Source organism: Bradyrhizobium zhengyangense, from assembly GCF_022012555.1.
In the GTDB taxonomy this organism is placed as follows: domain Bacteria; phylum Pseudomonadota; class Alphaproteobacteria; order Rhizobiales; family Xanthobacteraceae; genus Bradyrhizobium; species Bradyrhizobium zhengyangense.
Genome location: NZ_JAKLTZ010000001.1, coordinates 677334 through 701333 on the forward strand (window position 1 = coordinate 677334; position 24000 = coordinate 701333).

At 61.2% G+C, this 24000-nt stretch carries 20 protein-coding genes; 11 read left to right on the top strand and 9 right to left on the bottom strand.

Annotation, left to right across the window (positions count from 1 at the left end; genetic code table 11):
• Positions 1–11: 11 nt before the first annotated feature.
• Complete coding sequence (locus L6639_RS03335; protein WP_237859425.1) at positions 12–2273, bottom strand: NosR/NirI family protein; 2262 nt, start codon at positions 2271–2273, stop codon at positions 12–14.
• A gap of 164 nt (positions 2274–2437) precedes the next feature.
• Here L6639_RS03335 and L6639_RS03340 point away from each other — a divergent pair, with 164 nt between their 5' ends.
• On the top strand, positions 2438–3313 hold the full coding sequence (locus L6639_RS03340) for a ferritin family protein (protein ID WP_237858895.1): 876 nt from the start codon (positions 2438–2440) through the stop codon (positions 3311–3313).
• A 167-nt stretch (positions 3314–3480) separates the two neighbouring features.
• Here L6639_RS03340 and L6639_RS03345 read toward each other — a convergent pair whose 3' ends face one another.
• Positions 3481–3693, bottom strand: coding sequence for a DUF6894 family protein (locus L6639_RS03345; protein ID WP_237858896.1), 213 nt, complete (start codon positions 3691–3693; stop codon positions 3481–3483).
• A 187-nt stretch (positions 3694–3880) separates the two neighbouring features.
• Positions 3881–4060, bottom strand: a complete 180-nt coding sequence (locus tag L6639_RS03350) for a hypothetical protein (RefSeq protein ID WP_237858897.1) — start codon at positions 4058–4060, stop codon at positions 3881–3883.
• Positions 4061–4236: 176 nt separating this feature from the next.
• On the opposite strand from L6639_RS03350, the gene L6639_RS03355 reads away from it, so the two are divergent.
• Entirely contained in the window at positions 4237–4575 is a 339-nt protein-coding gene (locus L6639_RS03355) for a hypothetical protein (protein ID WP_237858899.1), read from the top strand.
• Between the two features lie 77 nt (positions 4576–4652).
• Here L6639_RS03355 and ftsH read toward each other — a convergent pair whose 3' ends face one another.
• A complete protein-coding gene (gene ftsH, locus L6639_RS03360) occupies positions 4653–6455 on the bottom strand; it encodes an ATP-dependent zinc metalloprotease FtsH (protein ID WP_237858901.1) in 1803 nt (600 codons plus the stop codon).
• 247 nt (positions 6456–6702) lie between these two features.
• Here ftsH and groL point away from each other — a divergent pair, with 247 nt between their 5' ends.
• The gene (groL, locus tag L6639_RS03365; RefSeq protein ID WP_237858903.1) at positions 6703–8325 is read left to right on the top strand and encodes a chaperonin GroEL; all 1623 of its coding nucleotides are present in this window, start codon (positions 6703–6705) and stop codon (positions 8323–8325) included.
• Positions 8326–8491: 166 nt separating this feature from the next.
• On the top strand, positions 8492–9013 hold the full coding sequence (locus tag L6639_RS03370; RefSeq protein WP_237858905.1) for an Hsp20/alpha crystallin family protein: 522 nt from the start codon (positions 8492–8494) through the stop codon (positions 9011–9013).
• A 215-nt stretch (positions 9014–9228) separates the two neighbouring features.
• Here the strand turns inward: L6639_RS03370 and L6639_RS03375 are convergent, their stop codons facing one another.
• Both L6639_RS03375 and L6639_RS03380 read right to left on the bottom strand, forming a co-directional pair.
• Positions 9229–9411 carry a hypothetical protein gene (locus tag L6639_RS03375; protein ID WP_237858907.1) on the bottom strand — a complete coding sequence of 61 codons (183 nt, stop codon included), beginning with the start codon at positions 9409–9411 and terminating at the stop codon, positions 9229–9231.
• A 25-nt stretch (positions 9412–9436) separates the two neighbouring features.
• Complete coding sequence (locus L6639_RS03380; protein ID WP_237858909.1) at positions 9437–10258, bottom strand: universal stress protein; 822 nt, start codon at positions 10256–10258, stop codon at positions 9437–9439.
• 229 nt (positions 10259–10487) lie between these two features.
• On the opposite strand from L6639_RS03380, the gene L6639_RS03385 reads away from it, so the two are divergent.
• Entirely contained in the window at positions 10488–11174 is a 687-nt protein-coding gene (locus L6639_RS03385) for a CBS domain-containing protein (protein WP_237858910.1), read from the top strand.
• A 61-nt stretch (positions 11175–11235) separates the two neighbouring features.
• Positions 11236–13647, top strand: a complete 2412-nt coding sequence (gene ppsA / locus L6639_RS03390; protein ID WP_237858911.1) for a phosphoenolpyruvate synthase — start codon at positions 11236–11238, stop codon at positions 13645–13647.
• A gap of 16 nt (positions 13648–13663) precedes the next feature.
• On the opposite strand, the gene L6639_RS03395 is transcribed toward ppsA, so the two are convergent.
• The gene (locus L6639_RS03395) at positions 13664–15004 is read right to left on the bottom strand and encodes an agarase (protein ID WP_237858912.1); all 1341 of its coding nucleotides are present in this window, start codon (positions 15002–15004) and stop codon (positions 13664–13666) included.
• Positions 15005–15189: 185 nt separating this feature from the next.
• Here L6639_RS03395 and L6639_RS03400 point away from each other — a divergent pair, with 185 nt between their 5' ends.
• The 4 genes from L6639_RS03400 to L6639_RS03415 are packed head-to-tail and all read left to right on the top strand — an operon-like array spanning position 15190 to position 19555.
• Positions 15190–16524 carry a GH1 family beta-glucosidase gene (locus L6639_RS03400; RefSeq protein WP_237858913.1) on the top strand — a complete coding sequence of 445 codons (1335 nt, stop codon included), beginning with the start codon at positions 15190–15192 and terminating at the stop codon, positions 16522–16524.
• Positions 16521–17495, top strand: a complete 975-nt coding sequence (gene glk, locus L6639_RS03405; RefSeq protein ID WP_237858914.1) for a glucokinase — start codon at positions 16521–16523, stop codon at positions 17493–17495. Before L6639_RS03400 ends, glk begins: the two co-directional genes overlap by 4 nt.
• A gap of 1 nt (position 17496) precedes the next feature.
• Positions 17497–18447, top strand: coding sequence for a 1-phosphofructokinase family hexose kinase (locus L6639_RS03410; protein WP_237859427.1), 951 nt, complete (start codon positions 17497–17499; stop codon positions 18445–18447).
• Positions 18440–19555, top strand: a complete 1116-nt coding sequence (locus L6639_RS03415; protein WP_237858915.1) for an SbmA/BacA-like family transporter — start codon at positions 18440–18442, stop codon at positions 19553–19555. The genes L6639_RS03410 and L6639_RS03415 overlap by 8 nt, the downstream gene beginning before the upstream one ends.
• Before the next feature lie 53 nt (positions 19556–19608).
• Here L6639_RS03415 and rhaI read toward each other — a convergent pair whose 3' ends face one another.
• Both rhaI and L6639_RS03425 read right to left on the bottom strand, forming a co-directional pair.
• The gene (gene rhaI / locus L6639_RS03420; RefSeq protein WP_237858916.1) at positions 19609–20907 is read right to left on the bottom strand and encodes an L-rhamnose catabolism isomerase; all 1299 of its coding nucleotides are present in this window, start codon (positions 20905–20907) and stop codon (positions 19609–19611) included.
• On the bottom strand, positions 20904–23000 hold the full coding sequence (locus L6639_RS03425) for a bifunctional rhamnulose-1-phosphate aldolase/short-chain dehydrogenase (RefSeq protein ID WP_237858917.1): 2097 nt from the start codon (positions 22998–23000) through the stop codon (positions 20904–20906). Before L6639_RS03425 ends, rhaI begins: the two co-directional genes overlap by 4 nt.
• 185 nt (positions 23001–23185) lie before the next feature.
• Between L6639_RS03425 and L6639_RS03430 the strand changes: the two genes are divergently transcribed.
• A complete protein-coding gene (locus L6639_RS03430) occupies positions 23186–23998 on the top strand; it encodes a DeoR/GlpR family DNA-binding transcription regulator (protein ID WP_237858918.1) in 813 nt (270 codons plus the stop codon).
• The last annotated feature ends 2 nt before the right edge of the window (positions 23999–24000 follow it).

Genomic DNA, 24000 nt, shown 5'->3' on the forward strand with positions numbered 1-24000 from the left:
CTCCTGGGTCATCAAGTTGGCGGTGGGGTGATAGCTTCCACGCGCGGCAGCTCGACCGGCTTGCCGCCCGCGGTGATGATCGTGCTCGGGCCTTTGCCGCCACTGCGCATCGACTGAGACGAGAGTGCTTCGCGCTTCTCGCGCTTCAGCCGCACCTGGATCATGTGCGGGCAGCGGTGGTCGTCGAAGTAGAGTTCCTGGCAGTGCATGCAGTAGATGCATTCATTGACGTTGATATGCCCTTCAGGATGGATCGCCTGCACCGGGCAGTCGTTGGCGCAGCGCTGACAGGGCGAGCCGCATTCAGGCCAGCGGCGCAGCCATTCGAACATGCGGATACGCCCCGGAATCGCCAGTGCCGCACCAAGCGGGCACATGTAGCGGCAGAAAAAGCGCTCGACGAACAATCCGGCCGACAGAAGTGTCAGGGCGTAGATGACGAACGGCCATTCGCGCGCGAACTTCAGGATGATCGCCGTCTTGAAGGGCTCGACCTCCGCAAGCTGCTCGGCGAATGCGGTCGAATACAACGACATGCCGAAAAGGGCGAGGAAGATGATGTACTTGAGTGGCCACAGCCGCTCATGAAGACCCCATGGCAATCGATATTGCGGTATCTTCAGCGCTTGTGCGACGTTGTTGATTAGTTCCTGCAACGCGCCGAACGGACACAGCCAGCCACAGAATGGACCGCGCCCCCAGAACAGAAGGCCGGCAGCGACCGAGCACCACAGCAGGAAGATCAGCGGTGCGGAGAGGAAGTATTCCCAGCTGAAGCCTGTCAACAGTGAATTGGCGAACGTCAGAACGTTGACAACCGACAGCTGAGCATTCGCATACCAGCCCAGCCAAACCAGGATGAACGCGAGGTAGGCCCGGCGCACCCAGGTGTAGACGTTTGGGCGCCGCACGAGTTGATTCTGAAAGAAGAAGATCAGCGTGAGCGCGCCCAGCGCGAAGACCGTCACGCCGATCTTGACGATGTTGCCTCGCCAGATCTTCATCCACAGCGGCTCGTCTTCGGCAGGCGGAGGAGCAGCACCGCGCCGATTTGCAGTCGCTTCCGGTATCTTTGCCGGCGATGCGGCGGGCGGTTGCGCCACCGGCTCGCGCTTTACGTAGGCGTCGGGCAGCGCATATCCCAGTTCAAAGGTTACCCATGCCTTGTCACGCGTGCCCACCACGCGCTGCACGAGCAGTTGCAGCGTCCATGGTTCGGTTGGATCGAAATTGAACTCAGCCGGCACGACGAAAAGGGCGATCTCCGGAAGGTCGGGTGCGCCCTCGGCTTCGAGGCTCCCCAGCCGGGTGTGGTCGCGATCGCGAAATCGGGTGCTGTTGGTCTCCTGGATCAACTCGATCCGATCGAATATCCCACCGCGCACGTAGGCGGCTCCCTTGAAGGAGTAGCGGCCTGTCCCAGCAACGACGAGAGCCTGCTGGCCCGGCTTGAGCCTTGCAGTCAGGCGCTCGTATCCATCTTTGCCGAGCAGGCTGCGGCCGATCGTCGGCACCGCGACGTCGGCAACATAGAGGTCGATGAAGATGTTGCCAGGATCTCCCTCTTCGGGATGGGCCACCGCGCCCGCGTTGCCGGATTTCTCGAAGGCCTGGTTGACATCGGCAAGGGTCATGGTCAGGCGGCGAACTGAGCCGTCACCGAGCAAGCCTTGCCAGTCTCGGGTCTCGCTCTTACCGGGATCAATCGTCTTGGTAGACTGGGGCGCAGTGCCGGCCTGCGCATTGCCTTGTGTACCGAGACGACCGCTCTTGATGAGCTTCGTCGCGGAGCGGACGATGCTGTCCCCCATCACCAGAACAGTGACCGTCGCGCCACTCACAATATCGACCTGCGGCGCGGGGACCGCCCCGCGCACGACAGGTTCCATGTCGGTGCCGATCAATTTGTTGACGGCTTCCAGGATGCGCTTTTCCGGAATGCCCACTAGGACGATGGGCTCCTTGTGCTCAACCAGCTTCAGGCCGGTCAGGACACCCCTCGGGTTGATCCCGATCAGGAGCTGAATCGGTTTGCCGGAATACCCGATTGCGTTGGCGAAGTCCGAATTCAGGTAGACGAACCCGAGAAGCAGGTCATCTTTGTATGCCGGTGCGATCGCCGGATCGCCCTGCATCGCTCCCAGCCTGTTCGCACCGGGAACCAGTTCGCCCGGCTGCGCCTTCGACAGATAGTCGCTCAACCTACCAGCGGCGTGAGCCGGACAGCCGAAGCCGATCCAGCCAACAATGGCCAAGGCAAACCCTAAGAACAGACGGATGTTGAAGAATTCACGCAAGGGCGCTGCTTTCAGTTAGCAGAACGCCGTTGTTCTGAGTCCCACTCCTTCTAACAAGCGCGACTGGGCTCGATTTTGAGCTATCTCAAACTGACGCGATCCAGATCAGGTCAAACTTTACAATCTGATTGGAACTGAAGATGCGCAGCGAACCCCTATTGGCAATAGAACCGCCCGCTCCCGTCCGGAACATCGGCGAACTCTATGCGATCGCACTTACACTGACCGAAAGAGCTGCGCAGCGTTATGGCAAGCTCGCCGCAGCCAGCGACGAGGCCTTCGCGCCCGTCCGTCGCGTGTTCGAAGCGTTGAGTCAACGCGAAGAGGAACGCGCCGAAGCAATCGAAAAAGCCTGTATCGCGGCTATCGGACGCGCGCCGGCTCAGGCCGATCTCCGCTGGATGCCGATGGAGCTGGTTCTCGCGGAAGAGCTTTCAGACATCGAGAACTCGCTTCTCTCGGCCGCCTATGGCGCATGGGCCCTGGCGGTCCGGCACCGCGAACGTGCCTTCATATTTTGGACTTATATTGCAGCACGCGCTGACATCGGAATCGTACGTACCGCCGCTGAGAGTATGGCTCGCGAGGCGCTGCGCGATGGTAATCTGCTTCGACGCGAACGCCGATTGGCATGGCGGGCTGAGCGAAGAGACGCTCTTGCGGGAGACGCGCCCGGAGCCACCGAGCTGTCTTCGGCGGCGCTGCTTGAAAGCCTTCTTCTCAAGGACATCTTTCGATGGTCGCAGGACGCACCCGCGCCGCAGCGAAGACACCTCCTGTCCCTGATTGGGGACGGCTCACAGATGTCCGAGGCAAACGACGCATTGCCGCGCGCTGAAGCGTTCGACGAGATCAAGCGTCGCGCGCTTCGCCGCGCGGAGCAATTGTCCTCGATTTATCTGGATGAGGCCGACAAAGCCGTCGACCCGTCGCGATTGGAGCTGGCCCAGCAGCTTGCGGCCCACTCCATCGCTCGGCTGGCAGACCTTCGGACCATCGCATCAACACCTGAATGATAGAGAACGAACATCTCCGCAGTGCGCAAGCTATTCGGAGTCTCGACGTAGTCGAAAAAGACGGCGGTCTCCATCCATCAGAAGTGATCGTGGCCATTGGTAGCGCACAGCGTCTCGAACCCTTAACCAAATCTTCTGATGAGCCACGGTCGCAACAGTCGCACTGGTCACCGCGGATAGACGTGTTCGTGGTGGACCTCTCGGCCGCTTTCATCGATAACGACAATCCGAAGATCCGGATTCCCTGAGGGTTTTTCTTTGCGCACCTTGTCCGCAAGACGCTTGCTGTGTGCAATGGCCGCGCCATCACTCACCAGCGCCAGGCCGGCTTCGTCCCGAACCGGAACGCCGTCCTTCATGTCGAAGTAGTACATGCGCATCATATCAGTCCTGCGGCTGACGGCGAAACGGGTTATCCCATCCCAAGAAGCAAAAAGGCCGCCGAGAGCCTTGGGGAATGGGCCTCGGCGGCGGCTTGGGGGGCGTAGTCGTGGGCCAGTTACGCCAGAAGATACTAGCCACCTCTCCCAGGCTCGGCTTGATCGGGATCAACGGACATCTCGATCATCATCTGCTCCGGACATCGCGCGACAATTCACCTGTCGACACATTGATCAAATGAATCCGCGCGCAAGCCGGGCAATCCACGACCGCGACCGCGCCGGCGGACGTGCCTGAGGCGGGCTCACTGATGGGACGTTGAACGTTCATGCCCGTATTGGGGCAGCGAAACAGGATGTTGGACATGGAAGCTCCGTTACACAGACCTGTCTCTCCCCCGCCCGAACATCAACTCAGGAAGATCACGTAGGTTGCCGGAGCCAATTCCGCATCATAATACCGCCATCTACACCTGATCCGATTTAGCCGCCCCATCCGTTGGTGGTAACATTTAACAGTTGCGCGTAGCGGGGGAGCACACCATGCATAGGTACGTCGCCCGGGCAAACGTCGATCACTACCTGGAGATTTTGAAAGACACGAACCTCACGACGCAGCGCCGAAGTACCACTATCGCACTGCTTATCGCTGAGCTCGACAAGCTCGGCGAGGACGGCGAACATCTGGAGTTTGCAGAAACCAAAGTTGCAGGGAGCCGCCAATTGGTCGCACAAGCAGCCTCCCGCCGCGATTCTCTCGCCCTCGGCACGTCAGAGCGGGAAGACGCGGAAAGACGCCTGATCCACCTTGAGAATGTTCACACGGTACTGGATGATTTCTGCCACCGCCTTCGCCACAGAATCGGATCACGGCCCGCTTGAGAGGGGACGGAAGTCGCGCTGGCAACGTGACACCAAGCTGCGAACTGCTGAGTAGATGGTGGCCGGGTCGGTTGCGATCAGGCAGCGATGGATTCGTTCTTTTCGATGCTCTTGCCGAGTAGCGGCGTAAACTGCTCTGCGGTCACGGTTTCATTTGCAATCAACAGTTCGACACCGGCGTCAAGGTCGGCGCGGCGTCGCTGCAGGATATCGCGGGCACGACGATCACCATCCTCGATCAAATTGCGCACAGCAAGATCGATCTCGCGGCCGGTGGCTTCAGCGGCAGTAACGACCGCATCCTGGGCCGCGAGAAATGCCTGGGGTTTGGGGGCATAGGTGCGCTGCCCGACCGTCTCGTCCATGCCGTATTTGGTCACCATCTCAATGGCCACCTCGGTCGCACGTTGAAGATCGTCGGCGGCCCCGGTCGAAATCGCACCATCGAAAATCAGGCGCTCCGACGCACGTCCACCCATCAGCACCGCGATACGGTTCTTCAGCTCTTCAATCGTCAGCAAGAACCTGTCTTCGGTGGGACGTTGAATGGTGTAGCCCAGCGCACCGATTCCGCGCGGGATGATCGATACTTTCTGCACCGGATCGACCCCCGGCAGGCTCGCTGCCACGAGAGCATGGCCCATCTCGTGATATGCGACCCTACGCCGCTCCTCCTTGCCGAGCACCCTGCTCTTCTTTTCCACTCCGGCGACGATCCGCTCGATCGCGGCGACGAAATCAACGAAAGAGACCTCGGCGGCGCCCCGCCGGGTCGCAGCTATCGCGGCTTCATTGACGAGATTGGCAAGATCAGCTCCGGTAAAGCCGGTTGTGAGGCCGGCCACTTTCTCCAGATCGACTTCCTCGCCCATCCGGATCTTGCGGACGTGCACCCTGAGAATGGCAATGCGCCCCGTCTTGTCCGGCCGGTCGACGAGGACCTGCCGGTCAAACCGTCCTGCCCGTAGCAGTGCGGGATCCAGGATTTCGGGACGATTGGTCGCTGCCAGCAGGATCACGCCGACGCTCGGATCGAAGCCGTCAAGCTCTGACAGGAGCTGGTTGAGGGTCTGTTCCTTCTCGTCGTGGCTCGAGAACGACAGCGGCCCGCGGCTACGTCCAAGCGCGTCGAGCTCGTCGACGAAGATGATGCATGGGGCAGCCTTACGGGCTTGCTCGAACAGGTCCCGCACGCGCGCGGCGCCCACGCCGACGAACATCTCAACGAATTCGGAGCCCGAAATCGAGAAGAACGGAACGCCAGCTTCGCCCGCAACAGCGCGGGCCAGTAACGTCTTGCCGGTTCCAGGCGGTCCCACCAGCAGAATGCCCTTCGGCACATGCGCACCCAAGCGGCCGTAGCTCCCGGGATCCCTGAGGAACGAAACCACCTCCTGAAGCTCGAACTTCGCGTCATCAACCCCGGCGACGTCGGCGAAGGTCACCTTGATGTCCTTCTCGGCATAGACTTTGGCGCGCGATTTACCGATCGCCATGAGTCCGCCGAACCCTTGCCGGCCGGTCATGCCGCGTCCGATCCAGTACCAGATCACGACAAAGACGACGACCGGGAAGATCCAGGACAACAGGCTTTGCAATGCTCCGCTGCCGGGAACGCCAGTGACGCTCACGCCCTTCTGCGCCAACTTATCTGCCAGGGACATATCAACTCGCGCCGTGACGAACGCGGACTTTCCGCTCGGGAGCTGCTCCTTCAGTTTTCCCTGGATGGTATCCGGCCCCACGGATACCTCGGCGATCTTTTCCTGGGCGAGCAGCTGCTCAAACTGGCTGTAGGGAATAGTCTCGATCGAATTATAGGTTGCGAAAAGGAATTGCAGGGCAACGAGCAACATGCTGCCGGCGAAGATGATGGCCATCGCGACGGTCTGCTTCCGCGACCCTTGACCTGACTCCAACTGTCCCTCCCGTCAACATCAGCTCACACTCAATTGGTAATGGGAGACGGCTGCGTCGGATTGATTCAGGTCAACTCGGTCACCAACACGGGTGGAAACCACAACATCGACATTGCCCCCTGTTGACCGAGATCAATCGCTGCCAAATACAGTCGTACACACTGTGCAGCGAAATATCCGCAAACCGCAGCACACCCGAGGCATTTCAATGGCACACAAACAAGTTCTGTTCCATTCAGCCGCGCGCGCGAAGGTCCTGCGCGGCGCTTCCCTCCTCGCGGACGCGGTGCGCGTTACGCTCGGCCCGAAGTCAAAATCTGTTCTGATCCAGAAAGGATGGGGAGCGCCGATCGTCTGCAACGATGGCGTCACAATCGCGAAGGAGTTCGATCTCAAGGACGCCGAGGAGAACCTTGGCGCCCAGGTTCTTCGCCAGGCCGCCGAAAAGACGGGTGATGTCGTCGGAGATGGCACCAGCACCTCGACTATCCTTGCGCATGCGATCTTGTCGGATGGAGTTCGTAACGTTGTTGCCGGCGCGAGCGCGATCGACCTGAAGCGTGGCCTGGATCGAGGCACACAGGCCGCGATCGCGGCGCTGCGCGCGATGGCAAAACCGGTGAAGACGAGAGCCGAAAGGGCTCAGGTCGCGACGATTTCGGCCCACAACGATACCTCCATCGGTGAGCTGGTCGCCGACGCGATCGAAAAGGTTGGCGGTGATGGTGTAATTTCGGTGGAAGAATCCAAGACAACCGAAACCCTCCTCGACGTCGTCGAAGGGATGAAATTCGATCGTGGCTTCCTGTCCCCTTACTTCGTCACCGATGCCGACCGGATGGAATCGGTGCTGGAGGATCCGTACGTCCTACTCTGCGACCACAAGATCGGAGCACTGCGCGACCTCGTTCCCGTCCTCGAGCAAGTTGCCAAGAGCGGCCGATCGCTCCTGATCATCGCCGAAGACATCGAGGGCGAAGCTCTAGCGACTCTCATCGTCAACCAGCTACGTGGCGTGCTCAAGGCCTGCGCGGTCAAGGCACCTGGGTTCGGCGATCGGCGCAAAGCCATGCTGGAAGACATAGCGATTCTAACCGGCGCACAAGTGATCTCGGAAGAGATCGGCTTGAAGCTCGAAAGTGCTACCCTGCAGCAGCTCGGCCGCGCCTCGCGCGTGGTTGCCGACAAGGAGAACACCACCCTGATCGGCAGCGGCGGCGATCGTTCGCGCATCGACGCGCGGGTTGCGCAGATTCGGGTCGAAATCGAGAAGACCACCAGCGACTACGACCGGGAGAAGCTCGAGGAACGTTTGGCCCGGCTGTCCGGCGGCGTCGCCGTGATCCGGGTCGGGGCACCGACCGAAGCCGAGATGAAGGCGAAGAAGGAGGCCCTCGACGATGCCATCAGCTCCACCAAGGCAGCGGTTGCAGAAGGCATCGTACCTGGCGGCGGACTTGCGCTGCTTCGAACGGTTGCGGCCATAGCCAAGGAAGAAGCTGCTTGCGAGGGAGACGAACGCACTGGTGTTCAAATCCTGAGGCGAGCACTCGAAGCACCGGCCCGTCAGATTGCCGAGAATTCTGCTACCGACGGCGGCGTCGTGGTCGCGCGGATGCTCGGCAGCGAGGGAAATTTCGGTTTCGATGCTGCCCGCAAGGTCTATGTCGATCTCGTCGAATCCGGCATTGTCGACCCCGTCAAAGTCGTACGGACCGCGCTTGAAAACGCCGTCTCGGTGGCAAGCGTCCTGCTTCTGACGGAAGCGACGATGACGGAACTTCCGGAACCGAAGCGTGAGCGCTTGGCAGAGCACGACATGGCGATGTAGGGCACGCCCCAGCTACATCATTTTTCAACGCCGGAAGATCGACAATACGATCATCTGGAACTTGCCGGAATTGCTGTAGACTTTTGAGGGAAATCAACCAGCGCGCCACAGCCATGACTATTCTTTCCGGTGACCGATATGGTCAACCTCTCAGGAGAAGATGATCATGGCAACCGAGACCAAGCTACCCGTCACCAAGACATCCACTGCGCCCGCAGCTGCTGGCACGGCATGGCAGCCATTTCAGGCGCTGAGAAACGAAATCGATCAGATCTTCGACGACTTCGGCAACGGCTTCTGGAAGCGGCCATTCCCGTCGCTCGCTCGGCTGGAGCGTGATCTGTCCAAGAACTTCAACGCACCAGCCGTTGATATTGCCGAGAGCGACAAGGCTTACGAGATCACGGCGGAGCTTCCCGGTCTCGACGAGAAGAACATCGACGTCAAGCTCGTCAATGGCGGTCTCACCATCCGCGGCGAAAAGAAGGAAGAGACTGAAGAGAAGAAGAAGGACTATTACGTCTCCGAGCGCCGCTATGGCTCCTTCGAGCGTTACTTCGCACTGCCGGACGGCGTCAATGCCGACAAGATCGAGGCGACGTTCAAGAACGGCGTGCTCAAGGTTGTCTTGCCGAAGACCGAAGAAGCCCAGAAGCCGGCCAAGACCATCAATGTAAAAGCCGCCTGAACGCCTCCGCCGAGGTGAGGCTGCGACTGTCGCAGCCTCGCCGACGGTGATGAGCACGAGCGGGTCACACGCGCGGTCAACGCCACCGACAGGCGGCCGATCGGAATTGAATGCACATCCGCAGCCTCGAGGCGACCACGCTTGGATGGCTCGTGCAACGACCGCTTTCTTCGAAGGGCATTTTCGACGCGTTCTCTCGGGGCTGCGGTCGCGGCCTACAGATGCTTGCCCCGGTTATACAGCTTCAGCATTTCACGCACCTCGTCGTCTTCCAGGGCTTCCTTGATCGCGCGATCCTCCTGCCCAGTTACGATCACCTGCTCATCACGATTGGATGCGGGTAGCTCTGGTTTCTGCTCAGCCGCGCTTTCCTGCGCCGTTTGACGATTCTTGTTCATCACGCACTCCCCTGTTGCGCTGGTCTCAATGCGACATCAGCAGGCAGACCGGCGCCTGTTGCAACAGGCTCAGTGTCATGCCTCCAAAGATCCATTCTCCCAATCGACTATGTCCATAGCCGCCGGTGACAATAAGGTCGGCGCCAAGCTCGGACGCCAACCGAACGAGATAGCCTCCGTCCGGCTCCGCCGTATGAACACGAATCTCGTGCTGGCACTGCACTCCATGCCGCTGAAGATAACCAGCCACGTCGCGTACGCGCTTACGAGCCGCATCCTGATCGCTCGGCGTGCAGATTTCCGCGATTGTGACCTGCGAAGCCCTGGTCAGAAATGGCATCGCGTCGCGAACAGCGAGGCGCGCCTCCCGTGTATCCTTCCAACCGACCACGATGCGGTCACCGGACAACTCCGTTACGCTTTCCGGCACCGATAACGTCGGTCGTCCCATCCGTAGCATGGCGCCGGCGGGATCGAAAAAATGAGAGTGGCTTGACGTGTGCGGCCTGCGCTTGAGGATCACCAGGTCCGCCGCGCGGGCCTGCTCGACCAAAAAGTCGGTCGGATAATCGAGCGCCCAGCGCCATTCGGCCGTCTCACCCGCCGTGCCGAGCACCCTCTTGAACCAAGCCTCTTTTGCGGAAAGCGTTGCTTTTATGCGCTTGATGTCTTCCTCGGCGGTCTGCTCGATGATGACACCTTCCGCCACAAAGGGAGGCTCCACAGCCACCGCGGAAACACCCAGGACGGCCGCTTCGAACGTCCTCGCGATACCCCTCGCAACGGCGACTTGTCCTGCCTCCTGCTGTTCCGAATCGACGTAGACCATGACGCTTGCGACAGACATGATAATGCTCCGGCAAAGTATGCGACGCCCCTTTATCGGCCCATGATCGGCGAGACGATTGACTGAAATCAAACAAGCCGGTTTCGCCTGCCGCCGATGTGACAGGCGACGGGGGTGGTCGTCTCCGCTCCTTTCGCCTGGCAGGCTGCGCCGCTTGATCCCGATCAAACCAGGCGACTCGCGATCCGACAAGATCGTCCAGACCTGTACGGCGATATGGAGGTTTGCCATGCAAGCACGAGACGTGATGGTATCACCGGTAATTACCGTGGGACCGACCGCAACCGTCCGCCAAGTCGCGCAAATGCTGCTGGAGCGTCGGATCAGCGCCGTACCGGTCGTCGATGCCGACAACAAGGTTCTCGGAATCGTGAGCGAAGGTGATTTGCTGCACAGGGCCGAGAGCGCGACCGAACGCTCTTCCTCCTGGTGGTTGCGCCTGTTGATCGGCGACGCCCAACTCGCGACCGACTATGTCAAATCGCACTCGATCAAGGTACAGGATATCATGACGCAGGATATAGCGACTGCTGCACCCGAGACGCCCCTGTATGAGATCGCGATGCTTCTCGAAGAGCGTAAGATCAAACGCGTTCCTATCGTCAACGGGGAAGGCCAGCTCATTGGAATCGTCAGCCGAGCCAACTTGCTCCAGGCGGTCGCAAGCGCCAGGCCAAAGCTCGAGATATCGCTGCCGGATTCAGCCATCCGAAAGCGATTCTTCGAGGAAATCAGGAAGCAGCCATGGGCACATACGTTCAATTTGAATGCGACCGTGCAGAATGGTGTGATCGATATCTGGGGCTTCGCGCCATCGCTCGCCGAACGTACGGCCGTTCGCGTTGCCGCAGAAGCGATCCCAGGCGTGGTGGCGGTGAATGACCACCTGCTGGAAACTCCCGCCTTCGTCTATTGACCTGCAGGGACAACTTGACTTGGCTCAAGCCCGGAATGCTGCGACATGATCTGCTGCCTTCATGAGCGGGTATATTAGATCGTTTCATGAGATCGGCTTGGCCGACGTGGGCTTGGTCGGAGGCAAGACCGCCTCCCTGGGCGAACTGTACTCGGCGCTCTCGTCCCAGGGAATTGCGGTCCCGAACGGCTTTGCGATCACCGCCGACGCCTATCGCGAAGCGCTGGCGCGCGACAACGTTGCGGGCGATCTGCATCGGCTCCTCGATGCGATCGACAAGAGCAACATCAGACAGCTCACCAAAAACGCGGCGAAGGCTCGTGCGCTCATATACGAGGCGACGGACACACCCCTCCTTCGCAAGCAGGTCGTGGACGCCTACCAGCAGCTCGAGCGCGAAGCCGGGGCGGGAATTGCGGTCGCCGTGCGCAGTTCTGCGACCGCCGAGGACCTGCCGACAGCGAGCTTTGCAGGGCAGCATGAAAGCTTTCTCAATGTACGCGGGCCAGACGACTTGCTCGAAGCTTGCCGCCGCTGCTTCGCCTCCATCTTCACCGATCGCGCGATCTCTTACCGGATCGACAACGGATTCGATCATTTCAAGGTCGCGCTTTCGGTCGCCGTGATGAAGATGGTTCGATCCGATCTGGCGGCCAGCGGCGTAATCTTCACGCTCGATACCGAATCCGGATTTCGTGACGTCGTCTTCGTCACGGGCTGTTACGGTCTCGGCGAGACCATCGTGCAGGGCCAGGTCGATCCGGACGAATTTTACGTCCACAAGCCGACGCTACGCGAGGGATACCGCCACGTGCTGCGGCGCCGGCTCGGAGCCAAGCAGATTCGCATGATCTACGGCAAACGGGGCGCTGATCATGCAACCCTCACCCGCAAAGTTTCGCAATCTGAGCGCCAAAAGTTCTGCATCTCCGACCCGGAAGTGCTCAGCCTTGCCGAGATCGCCGTCCGGATCGAGGCCCACTACTCCGAACACGCCGGCGCGGCGATGCCGATGGATATCGAATGGGCTAAGGATGGCGCTGACGGAAAGCTTTATATCATTCAGGCGCGACCTGAGACCGTTGCCTCGCGGCGTTCGGCGGACGTGTACGAGATTTATAATCTGAGGGAACGCGGCTCGGTCATCGTCGAGGGGCGAGCGGTCGGAGAGAAAATCGCTTCAGGACGTACACGCCGCGTCGTGTCTGCGCGCGATCTCGCTGCCTTCAGGCCGGGCGAAATCCTGGTGGCGTCCGCCACCAGTCCCGATTGGGAGCCGGTCATGAAGATTGCGGCCGGAATCATTACCGATAAGGGCGGACGGACCTGCCATGCGGCGATCATCGCCCGGGAACTGGGCATTCCCGCCGTGGTAGGAGCCACTCTCGCGACAGAAAGGATCAAGAGCGGAACCGAGGTTACGATCTGCTGCTCCGAAGGCGATGTGGGACGCGTCTATCAGGGAAAGGTTGCGTTTGACGTGACCAAGACGTCCGTGAGCGAGCTTCGGCAACCGCGCACGGCCATCATGGTGAATGTCGGAACGCCTGAGATGGCGTTCCGCACGGCGATGCAGCCACAGGCAGGAGTTGGGCTCGCCCGGATGGAGTTCATCATCAGCGCGCATATCGGCGTCCACCCCATGGCATTGCTCAAGCCGGACAAGATAAAATCAGCCAAGGCGCGGGCCGAGATCGTGCGCCTTGTCAGGGGTTTCAAGACTCCGGCGGACTTTTTTGTTCAGCGCTTGGCGGAAGGCATCGGTACCATCGCCGCAGCCTTCTATCCCAAGCCGGTGATCGTACGGCTTTCCGATTTCAAGACCAACGAATACGCCAGGCTGCTTGGCGGGGACAATTTCGAGCCCAGGGAGGACAACCCGATGCTGGGCTTCCGGGGGGCCTCCCGCTACAGTCATCCCGCCTATCTCGAAGGTTTTGCCTTGGAGTGCGCCGCGCTGCGCCTCGTGCGCAAAGAGATGGGCCTTTCCAATCTCCGCGTGATGGTGCCGTTCTGCCGAACCGTCCAGGAGGGCGAACGCGTGATCGCGACGATGGCTGTCAACGGACTGAAGCGCGGTGAAGACGGTCTCGAGATTTACGTTATGTGCGAGATCCCAAATAATGTCATCCAGATCGACGCGTTTTCCCGGTTGTTCGACGGCTTTTCGATCGGCTCCAACGACCTCACCCAGCTCACGCTGGGGGTGGACCGGGATTCCGATATCGTGGCCTTCGACTTCGACGAACGCGATCCCGGAATGCTGGAGATGTTCCGGCTGGCGATAGTCGGCGCGAAACGCAACGGTCGCCATATCGGGATTTGCGGCGAAGCGCCTGCGAACTATCCGGAGATCGCGAGATATTTGACCCGGCTTGGGGTCGATTCGATCAGCGTCAATCCTTCGAGCGTGTTTCGCACCATGGCTGTGGTGGCGGACGCCGAAGCCAATCCGCCAAAATCCGCGACGTGACGCATCGCCGGGCGGTTCAGACCACGGCCGGAACGGCAGCGGAATGAATACGCTCTGCGGCAGCGTTCACCTCGATCATCGTCTTCGTCAGCTCGTCATAGACTTGGTCGTCGATGGTCACCGTTCCGAAATTCGAATCCTCACCATCAAAGCGCCCTTGTGCCGGCTGATCGGCATGCTCGAACCAGTGATAGCCGACCACATTCGGCTTGCTGAGGGCGGCCGCAACGTAGCCCTCGAAAGCCCGGGACCGATCGAGCTGAGTAGCGAGCCTTGGCCCCGCCCCTTTGGTATTTGGCAGGCCCGCGTCATCACCCCGGAAGGAGAATTCGGAGATCAGGCATGGCTTGCCGGTGGCAGCATAGGCGTCAACGAGCGGTCCGGGGTCGAGCTCGTAGCAATTGAAGGAGATCACGTCGAGATGGCGGCCGGCTGCTGCAATAACGCCAGCCGGCGGTTGATAGCCGAATCGGGATCCGAGCACGAGATGATTGGGGTCGGCCGTTTTGATTGCCGAGACGCACAGTTCGAAATACTTGTCCGCCACGACGGCCACGAAGGCATCGCAATCCGCTGAGAATGCCTCGCGGGCAGGATCTGCCAGATTGGCCTTCGTCTCGAGCGCGTCGTTCAGGACGCCGGGTCGAAGCCTGACGAACGGCGCCACAACATGTTCGATCCGGTCGAGCTCGTCCCATGATCGCGCCTGCGTACGCCATATCGCATTGAACTGAGCAAAATCCCGATAATGCGCGTGCAGAGCCGAGATGGCGGCAACCCGGCCTGGTCGGCGAAACGGCAGGTTCAGGAACAGCGTCAGGAGCTCGTCTGTGCCTCGCCAATCGGGCGACCAGTAGAGTTCGTTGTCGATGAAGGTGCCGAGCAAGCCGGGATCATTGCGCCGGTGCCTGCAACGAAGATCGGCGCTTGCGTGGATATGCGCCGAAAACTCCGCATCGAAGACATCCGGAAAGATCTGATCGCGACGATGCAGGCGAAAGGATGCGCCGAGCTCCGCGGTCGGCGTGGTCGCCAGCAATTGCGATCCCGAACTGGCGACGAGTTCGTCTGACCAGCAGCCGACCGTGTTGAATCTCCAGCTTGCCAGCCGATCAGACACAGCGGCGCGCCAGATCTGCAGGCTGCCATACTTGGCGCGACAAGCCTCGGCGTAAGGCACGCGGTCGGTGCGGCCGATGCGATCCTGATCGAAACGGACTGTATTGACCCCCTTTGAGAGGAAGCGACCGCCGTCAGGATCGACGAGCCAGAATACGCCACCACGCTCGACCACGCGGAAGAAGCCGTTTCCGCTGAGATCGTCGTCGATGACCCCTCCCCATCTTGTTCTTTGCAAGCGCGCCCCCGCAACGGTCCAAGAGCTCAAACCCATCGCACAGTCCGGGCGAGGCTACTTGAGCTATCTCAATACCGCCCCGAACCGGCGCGGTACCAATGTCGCAGGGGAGCAACCCGCCCGAGCGGTGGCTGGCGAGGCAGCATAGTCCCGTCGCCAATCTTGCAGGGCCAAGCAGGTCGTTCATGCCGACAACTCAATTGCCGAACACCTCTTGTCTGCGCCCCGATTTCATCTGGGGCGTTTCGACCTCCAGCTTCCAGATCGAAGGTGCAACGCAGGAGGATGGGCGCGGACCAAGCATCTGGGACGTCTATTGTCGGTCCGGTGAAATCAGAACTCACGATACCGGTGACGTCGCCTGCGACCACTATCATCGCTACCGAGAGGACGTCGGCCTCATGAAGACGCTCGGCGTACAGGCGTACCGGTTCTCGGTCGCCTGGCCGCGCGTCCTACCGCTAGGACGCGGGTCCGCCAATGAAGCCGGCCTCTCATTCTATGACCGGCTGATCGACAAGCTCCTGACCGCCGGTATCGAACCGTGGCTGTGCTTGTATCATTGGGACCTTCCGCAGGCTCTGGAGGAGCATGGCGGCTGGCTCAATCGGGACTCGGTCTTCTGGTTCGCCAACTATGCGAGTCTGATCGCCAGGCGACTTGGCGACCGGGTCAAGCGCTTTGCGACATTCAACGAGCCGTCGATGTTCAGCCTGTTCAGCCGTTCACTCGGCAAGCCGGATCGCGGCTGCGAGGACAAGCTCCACCTCATGATCCATAACGTCAATCTCGCGCACGGAGCGGCTGTGGATGCGCTCCGCGCCAACGTGATCGACGCCTCGATTGGCTGTATCCACAATCGACAGCCATGCCGGCCTTCCAGCGCAAGCGAAGCCGACGCAGCGGCTGCGCGACGCCTGGATGTGTACTGGAATGCGGCCTATCCGGATCCGCAATGCCGTGGCACATATCCAATATCGATGCGAGGGGCGATCGAACCGCATATGCAGCCAGGCGACCTGGCGCGGATTTGCCGTCCGCTCGATTGGTTTGGACTGAACCACTACAGCCCGGTCTACGTGAAGGCGCGACCGGATTCGATGCTCGGCTACGACTTTGGCGACAAGCCGCCCGCCGTTCCTTTGACCCCGATCGGATGGCCGATCGAGCCCGACGCGTTCCGTAAGACGCTGCAGGAGGTCCACACAAATTATGGCCTGCCCATCTACGTGCTCGAGAATGGCTACGGCGATTTCGGCCAGCCTGACCAGATCGGCGCGGTGGTCGACCCGGGGCGGATAGATTTTTTGAGGGCCTATATCGACGCGATGAACGATGCCGCTTCCAGCGGCGTCGACGTTCGCGGCTATTTCGTCTGGTCGCTGCTCGACAATTTCGAATGGGACTTCGGGTACAGCAACAGGTTCGGCCTGACATACGTCGACTATGCTTCGCTTCGGCGAACCCCGAAATCGTCTTTCGGCTGGTATGCCGGGCTGATCAAGGCGACGCGGCCATGATGAAAGCAACCACGCCAGGCCGAGTTCTGCTTGCAGATGTTGGAGGGACCAATGCCCGCTTCGCGCAGCAAACTGACGGCGAACTCAGCGCGATCACTCACATGGCCGTTAGCGACTACGACACCTTTCAGGAGGCGCTCGCTACCTACCTCGGCGCTGTGGCAACGGCCGAACGACCGGTTCACGTAATCCTTGCCGCCTCCGGTGTGGTTCATAATGGGCGCTGCGCGCTCACGAACAATTCCTGGGTGGTCGATGCAGAGGAACTGCGCCGAGTCCATGAATTCTCGACCGTACGCCTGATCAACGACTTCGAAGCGGTCGCGTGGGCCCTGCCTCGCCTTGGCCCGAGCAGTCTGCTGCAGCTGGGGGGACAGCAGCGCCAACCGGGAGCGCCTCTCGCTGCAATCGGCCCCGGCACTGGCTTGGGAATGGCCATCAGCATACCGCACCCCGGCGGGCAAATCGTATTATCCAGCGAGGGAGGCCATTCCACGATGGCAAGCGGCTCTTTGCGCGAGGATGCCGTTATCGAGCACTTGCGCCGCCGCTTCGGACATGTGTCTGCCGAACGCATCTTGTCGGGCGCAGGGCTGGAAAACCTCCATGACGCCCTGGCCACGATCGAGGGCGCGAGCCTGCCAAAGCGTCGGGCCGCCGACATCACACGGGCCGCCATTGAGGGGACTTGTGCGATCAGCCACAGCGCCGTTGACATGTTTTGCGCGATGCTGGGGTCCGTCGCAGGCAGCCTGGCGCTCGCGCTGAACGCGCGAGGCGGGATATTCATCGGCGGCGGCATTTTGCGCCACATGCCCGACTATCTCGCCGCTTCCCAGTTTCGCCGACGCTTCGAGGAGAAGGGGCGGCTCCGAACATTCCTCAAACCGATCCCGGCCTATCTGATCCTTGACGACGACGTCGCATTCGTCGGCCTTCGTAACCTGATGGAGGTGGAAGGCCTTGTCTGACATGCCGCACATCGTGACCTTGACGATCAACCCGGCGGTCGATCTGTCGACCTCGGTCAAGAAGATGGTGCCCTACACGAAGATGCGCTGCGCCGAACCTCAGCGCGATCCCGGCGGTGGTGGAATCAATGTCGCCCGGGTCCTGAAACGGCTCGGCCTTGACGCAACCGCAGTCTATCCCGCTGGGGGTACAACCGGGCAAACCCTGACGGCACTGGTTGAACGCGAGGCCGTGCGCAGCATCGTGATCCCGATATCGAACGATACGCGCGAAGACATCACCGTTTTCGACGAAACCAGCAGGGAGCAATTCAGGCTGGTGTTTCCGGGCGCCTGCCTGAGCGATTTTGAATGGCAGCAATGTCTCGACGCAATTGCGCGTCTCAGTCCACAAGTTGCGTTTGTCATCGCGAGCGGGAGCCTGCCGCCCGGCGCACCGGCCGATTTCTACGGCAGAGTAGTCCGGGCATCGAAAGGGGCCGCCAAGGTCATTGTGGATACGTCCGGCGCATCGCTCAAACCAGCGCTGGAAGCCGGCGTCTATCTCATCAAGCCCAACCTTCGGGAGTTTCAGGAGCTTGCCGGGATCAGCCGCACCGACGAGCTCTCGCTGGTGGATGCGGGCCGCCGCCTGCTCCAAGGCTATCGAATCGAGATCATTGCTCTCTCGATGGGCCCCAGCGGGGCCCTGCTCATCTCGCGCGACGTCGTCTTGCGTGCGAACGGCCTTGTTATGGAGCCCGTCAGCGTGTCCGGAGCAGGTGACAGCTTCCTTGGGGCGATGGTGTCGCGCCTCGCAAACGGCGACAAGCTCGATAGCGCGCTGCGCTATGGCGTTGCCGGCGGTTCGGCGGCGCTGCTCAGCCCCGGAACAGGACTTTGTCTTGGTGCGGACGTTCATCGTCTCGCAGCCAGCGTGAACGTCGCAAGCGTTGCTGGCTATCATGCCTAGCAACGTGGCACGCCACTCGCCGGGTGAACAGCAGTTGCTGGTGCGCTTCTGGAAAAGTGCCCGCGGCTTTTGGGCTGGCCGGTCGGCGGGTTGGGCCTGGCTGCTCACCGTGTCGCTCATTGCAACGGTTCTCCTGCAACTGCTGACCCAGTATTCGCTGAACTTCTGGAACCGCGATTTCTTCAACGCGATCGAACGCAGGGACGGAAAGGAGCTTCTAAGCCAGGCGATACGATTCATCCCACTTGCCGCGGCCAGCCTGTCGCTCGTCGTTTTCTCGGTCTGGGGCCGGATGACACTGCAGCGGATGTGGAGAGCATGGCTCAGCGACGAACTTTACTGGTACTGGCTGGAGCGGAATCGCTTCGTGCGACTGAACTCCGTGGCAGGAGATTATCAGGCTCCTGAATATCGGATCGCCGAGGACGGCAGGCTGGCGACGGACCTTCCGGTCGACCTCGTTCTAGGGCTTATTGCCTCACTCCTGACAGGGACGACCTTCATCGGGATCCTCTGGGTGGTTGGAGGCAGCCTCGCAATCGACGTGGGGACCTTCGTTGTGACCATTCCCGGATATCTCGTCGTCGCCGTCATTATCTATTCGATTGTCGTGGCAGCCATGACGATACTGATCGGTCAGCGGCTGACGCACGTACTTGAGGAGAACAAGCGGGCTGAGGCGCAATTGAGGGCCATCGGGACTCATGTGCGCGAACGCGGAGAGGGCGTGGCGTCCGAAACCGAAGGCGAGGATGGACTCCGCGCCATTCGCCTTGCCCTCAAGGCGGTGATCGCCGCGTGGCTGGATTATTGCTGGCAGCTCATGCGCCTGACAGTCATAACCCACACAAACTCTCTGGTGACGCCAGTCATTGGATTGTTGCTCTGCACGCCGAAATACGTTGCCGGGACGATGCTCCTCGGCGAGGTCGTTCAGGCTGCTGCGGCGTTCGTCGTGGTCCAAAGCGCCTGCAGTTGGTTCACGGACAACTATCCGCGTCTGGCAGAATGGGCCGCGTCGGCCAACCGCGTTGCGTCGCTGCTGCTCGCGCTGGACAAGATCGATCAGTGTCATAGACACGACGAGTCAGCGCGCACAGGCAGTTGATCGGAGCGCGCAGGAACGTAGCCACAATTCTGGCAAGACGAGAGACCACCTTCCTAGACGATGCCAGCCGAAGTCCCACCGACGATGGGACGTTCCCTCGCCTTTCGCGCCCGGTAGCCGGATGCGCGATAGGCAGCAATTGGGGCGATGGCCCCGCCGGCCCGCATGCGGGCGACGGCAAGGAGCGGCGAGACATCTGTGGTGAAGGCGCGTTTCAATTCGAGATGAGCACCGAGCGCGTCGTTCGCGTCCTGCGCCGCTTCAATGGCGGCGCGATCGACCATCAGAGCCTGCGCATAAGCGCGCTGCAGCTCGATCGCCGATTGCATCAGACTCTCGATAGGATCGGTCACGTTGTGCGACTGGTCGATCATATAGGCAGGCGCGAAACCTTCCACTCTGCGACGCTCGGCGTCGATCAGCTCGTTGAAGACGAGAAACAGTCGGAACGGCTCGACTGAGCCACTGTCGAGATCGTCATCGCCGTATTTTGAATCATTGAAATGAAAGCCGGCGAGCTTGTTGAAGCGAACGAGCCGAGCCACGATCTGCTCGATATTCACGTTCGGCGCGTGGTGGCCGAGATCGACGAGGCAATGCGCCTTGGGCCCGAGCTCCTGCGCGACCGCAAAACTCGTGCCCCAATCCGAGATCACGGTCGAGTAGAACGCCGGTTCGTACAGCTTATGCTCGAGGAACACCCGCCAGTCGGCAGGTAGTGCCGCGACGATCTCACGCATCGCGTCGATGTAGCGGTCGAGCGCCCTGGTCAGATTCGACTGGCCGGCAAGATTCGAGCCGTCGGCGATCCAGACGGTCAGGGCCTTCGAGCCGAGCTTGCGGCCGATCTCGATACATTCGACGTTATGGGCGATGGCCTGCGCGCGCACCCGCGCATCGGTATGCGACAGCGAGCCGAACTTGTACGAAAGCTCTTGGCCCGGCTGATCCTGGAAGGTGTTCGAGTTGACTGCGTCGAAGGCCAGGCCGTGACCCGCGGCCTGTTCGCGCAAGGCGGCATAATCGTCGACCTTGTCCCACGGGAAGTGCGGCGAGATCGTCGGAGTTGCCCGTGCCAACAGCTGGATCACCGCGCAATCGTCGATCTTCTCGACAACATTTCGCGGCTCGCCCGGCCCCGGAAATCGCGCGAACCGCGTGCCCCCTGTGCCAACGCCCCAGGTCGGAATGGCGACGCTAAAGGCCATGACTTTCTGCACCAGGGCGTCCGCATCGATGCCATGCCGCGCCAGCGCGCGCTTCAGGGCGTCATAGTCTTCGCTGATCGCACCTTCGAGCCGCGCATTGTGCTCGGCGACGAAATCCGCACTGATCGAGAACGAGGGGCTCATCGCGTGAAGGCCTGGGCGTTGCCGGCATCGACATTGAGAATGTTTCCGGTCGACTTGGCCGAAAGGTCGGACGCGAAGAAGTAGATACCCTCGGCGATGTCCTCAGGAAAGACCGACAATTTTAGCATCGAGCGCTGGCGGTAGACTTCCTCGAGTTGGTCCTCCGCAACCTTGTTGGACGCCGCACGCTGCTGGCGCCACTCGCCCTCCCAGATCTTCGAGCCGCGCAACACCGCGTCCGGATTGACCGTGTTGACGCGGATGCCATGCACTGCGCCTTCCAGCGCGAGGCAGCGGGCGAGATGGATCTCCGAGGCCTTGGCGGCGCAATAAGCCGAGGCGCCGGCCGAAGCGGCAAGGCCGTTCTTCGAGGCCACGAAGATGATGGCGCCGCCGATGTTTTGGCGCTGCATCAGCCGGAATGCCTCGCGCGAGACGAGGAAATAGCCGGTGGCGAGAATGTCCATGTTCTTCTGCCAGAGCCCAAGACTCGTATCCTCGACAGGCGAGGCCGAGGCGATCCCGGCATTCGAGACGACGATGTCGACACCGCCGAAGGCGCGCGCGGCCTCTTCGAACGACGCCACCACGGCCTCCTCGTCGGTCACATCGAGCTTCACGCCGATCGCAGCATCCCGGCCATGGCGCTTCGTGATCGCCGTAACGCGCTCGTTGAGCGCCTTCTCGTCGATATCGGCGATGATGAGACAAGCGCCTTCGCCGAGCAGCCGCTGCGCGGTCGCCCCACCGATACCGCCGGCGCCGCCTGTGACATAGGCGATACGCCCCGCAAGCGATTTCGGCTTGGGCATGCGCTGGAGCTTGGCCTCTTCCAGCAGCCAGTATTCGATATTGAAGGCCTCCTGCTCGGCAAGGCCGACATAGGCGCTGACGCCCGAGGCGCCGCGCATGACGTTGATCGCGTTGACGTAAAACTCGGCCGCAACGCGCGCCGTCGCCTTATCCTTGGCGAAGGTGAACATGCCGATTCCCGGCACAAGATACACGACCGCGTTGGGATCGCGCATGGCCGGTGTGTCAGGGTGTTTGCAGCGCTCGTAATAGGCGGCGTAGTCGCGCCGGTATGCGGCGAGGAGGTCGTCGAGACCGGCGACCACCTCGTCGAGGTTGTCGCGCGCGGGATCGTAGGGCAACAGCAACGGACGGATCTTGGTCCGAAGAAAATGATCCGGACAGGAGGTGCCGAGCGGCGCCAGCTTCGTCAGCGCGCTGGAGTTGACGAACTCCAGCACCTCCGGCGCATCGGTGAAATGGCCGATCTTGCGCTCATCCGCAGAGATCTTGCCACGGATCAGCGGCATCAGCCTCGCCGCGATCGCGCGGCGCCTGTCCGGTGCGGCCGTCTGGACCTTGGCGCCGCCGAAGGCCGGCTTCTGCTCATGTGCGGCAAGCCAATCCGCGGCCTGCTGAATCACCCGCAAGGTCATCTCGTAACAGGCCTTCGACGTCTCAGCCCAAGTGAACAGCCCGTGCCCACCGAGGACCACGCCGACATAGTCAGGATGACGCGCCGCCATCTCGCCCAGCTTCAGGCCAAGATCGAAGCCGGGCCGCTGCCACGGCAAGAAGCCGAGCTTGCCGCCGAACACCTCGCGGGTCAGATGCTCGGCGTCTTCCGAGGCGGCGATGGCGATCACCGCATCGGCATGGACGTGATCGACGTGCCGGTGCGGCACGAAGGCGTGCAAGGGCGTATCGATCGACGTCGCCCGCGGATTGAGATCGAAGGTACAGTGATTGAACAAGGCGACCATCTCGTCCTCATGGGCGAGGCCACGATAGAGGCCCTTCAGGCCCTCCAGCTTATCGAGATACAGCGTCGAAAAGCCGTCGCGCTTCATCGAGCCGATGTCGCCGCCCGACCCTTTGACCCAGAGCACGCGGACACTCTCGCCCGTCAGCGGATCCTTCATCTCGATCTTGGCCGAGGTGTTGCCGCCGCCGAAATTGGTGATGCGCAGATCAGCCCCGAGCAGGTTCGAGCGGTAGAGCAATTGACCGGCCTCATCGAGCCCGGCGGCGCGCGCGTCGTCCCACAGATTTGGCAGGGGCGTGGCCGCAACCTCGCTCATGACGCATCCTCCCTGTGCTTGATCTTTCGAGCAGCTTAGGCCGGGGATTCAATCAAGGTCAATCACTCACACTCACAGCCGCGACGCAATATGATTGATGCAGCGCGATATTGAGCGAATGTGATGGTTTGCAGTTGACCGTCGCGCGAGAGCGTGACCTATTTACCGGCAAAAGGGAGGGCGACGTGCACGAGCGGGAACGCTGGCAGGTCATCAAGGCACTGTTGCGCGAGCGGTCGCTGGTGCGCATCGCCGACGCTTGTCGCGCGACCGGCGTCTCCGAAGCCTCGATCCGGCGCGACTTTGCCAGGCTCGCCGAGCAAGGTGTCGCGATCAGAGTGCACGGCGGGCTCGAAGCCCTGCCGGAAACCGCCAACGCACCGGGCGACGTCGTTTCCCTTGCCACGCGCTCCTTCGACGTCAGCCAGACACTCAACATCGACGCCAAGCGCGCCATCGCGAAAGCGGCCGTCGCCCTCTGCGCCGACGGCGACACCATCATCATCAACGGTGGCACGACCACCTATCAGATGGGCGAGTATCTGCGCGAGCGTCGCCTGAAGGTGTTGACCAATTCCTATCTCCTCGCCGACGCGCTGATCCACACATCGAAATGCCGCGTCGCCTTGCCGGGCGGCGAGGTCTACCGGGAGCAGGGTATGATCGTCTCGCCTTTCGACGAGGATGCGATTCAGCACTATTCGGCGACGCGGATGTTCATGAGTGCGATCTCGATCGGCCCCCTCGGTGTGATCGAAGGCGATCCCCTGCTCGCCCGCGCCGAATCCAAGCTGCTGAAGCGCGCCGACAAGCTGATTGTGCTCGCTGATTCCTCAAAATTCGTCTCGCGCGGCAGCCTTGTCGTCTGCCCACTCTCGCGCATCGACACGTTGATCACCGATGCCGACGCACCAAACGACGCACTCGACATGCTGCGCGGACACGGTGTCCGCGTCGTTGTCGTCGATGCGAGCGCTCAAACCACTGCGGCGGCGTGATC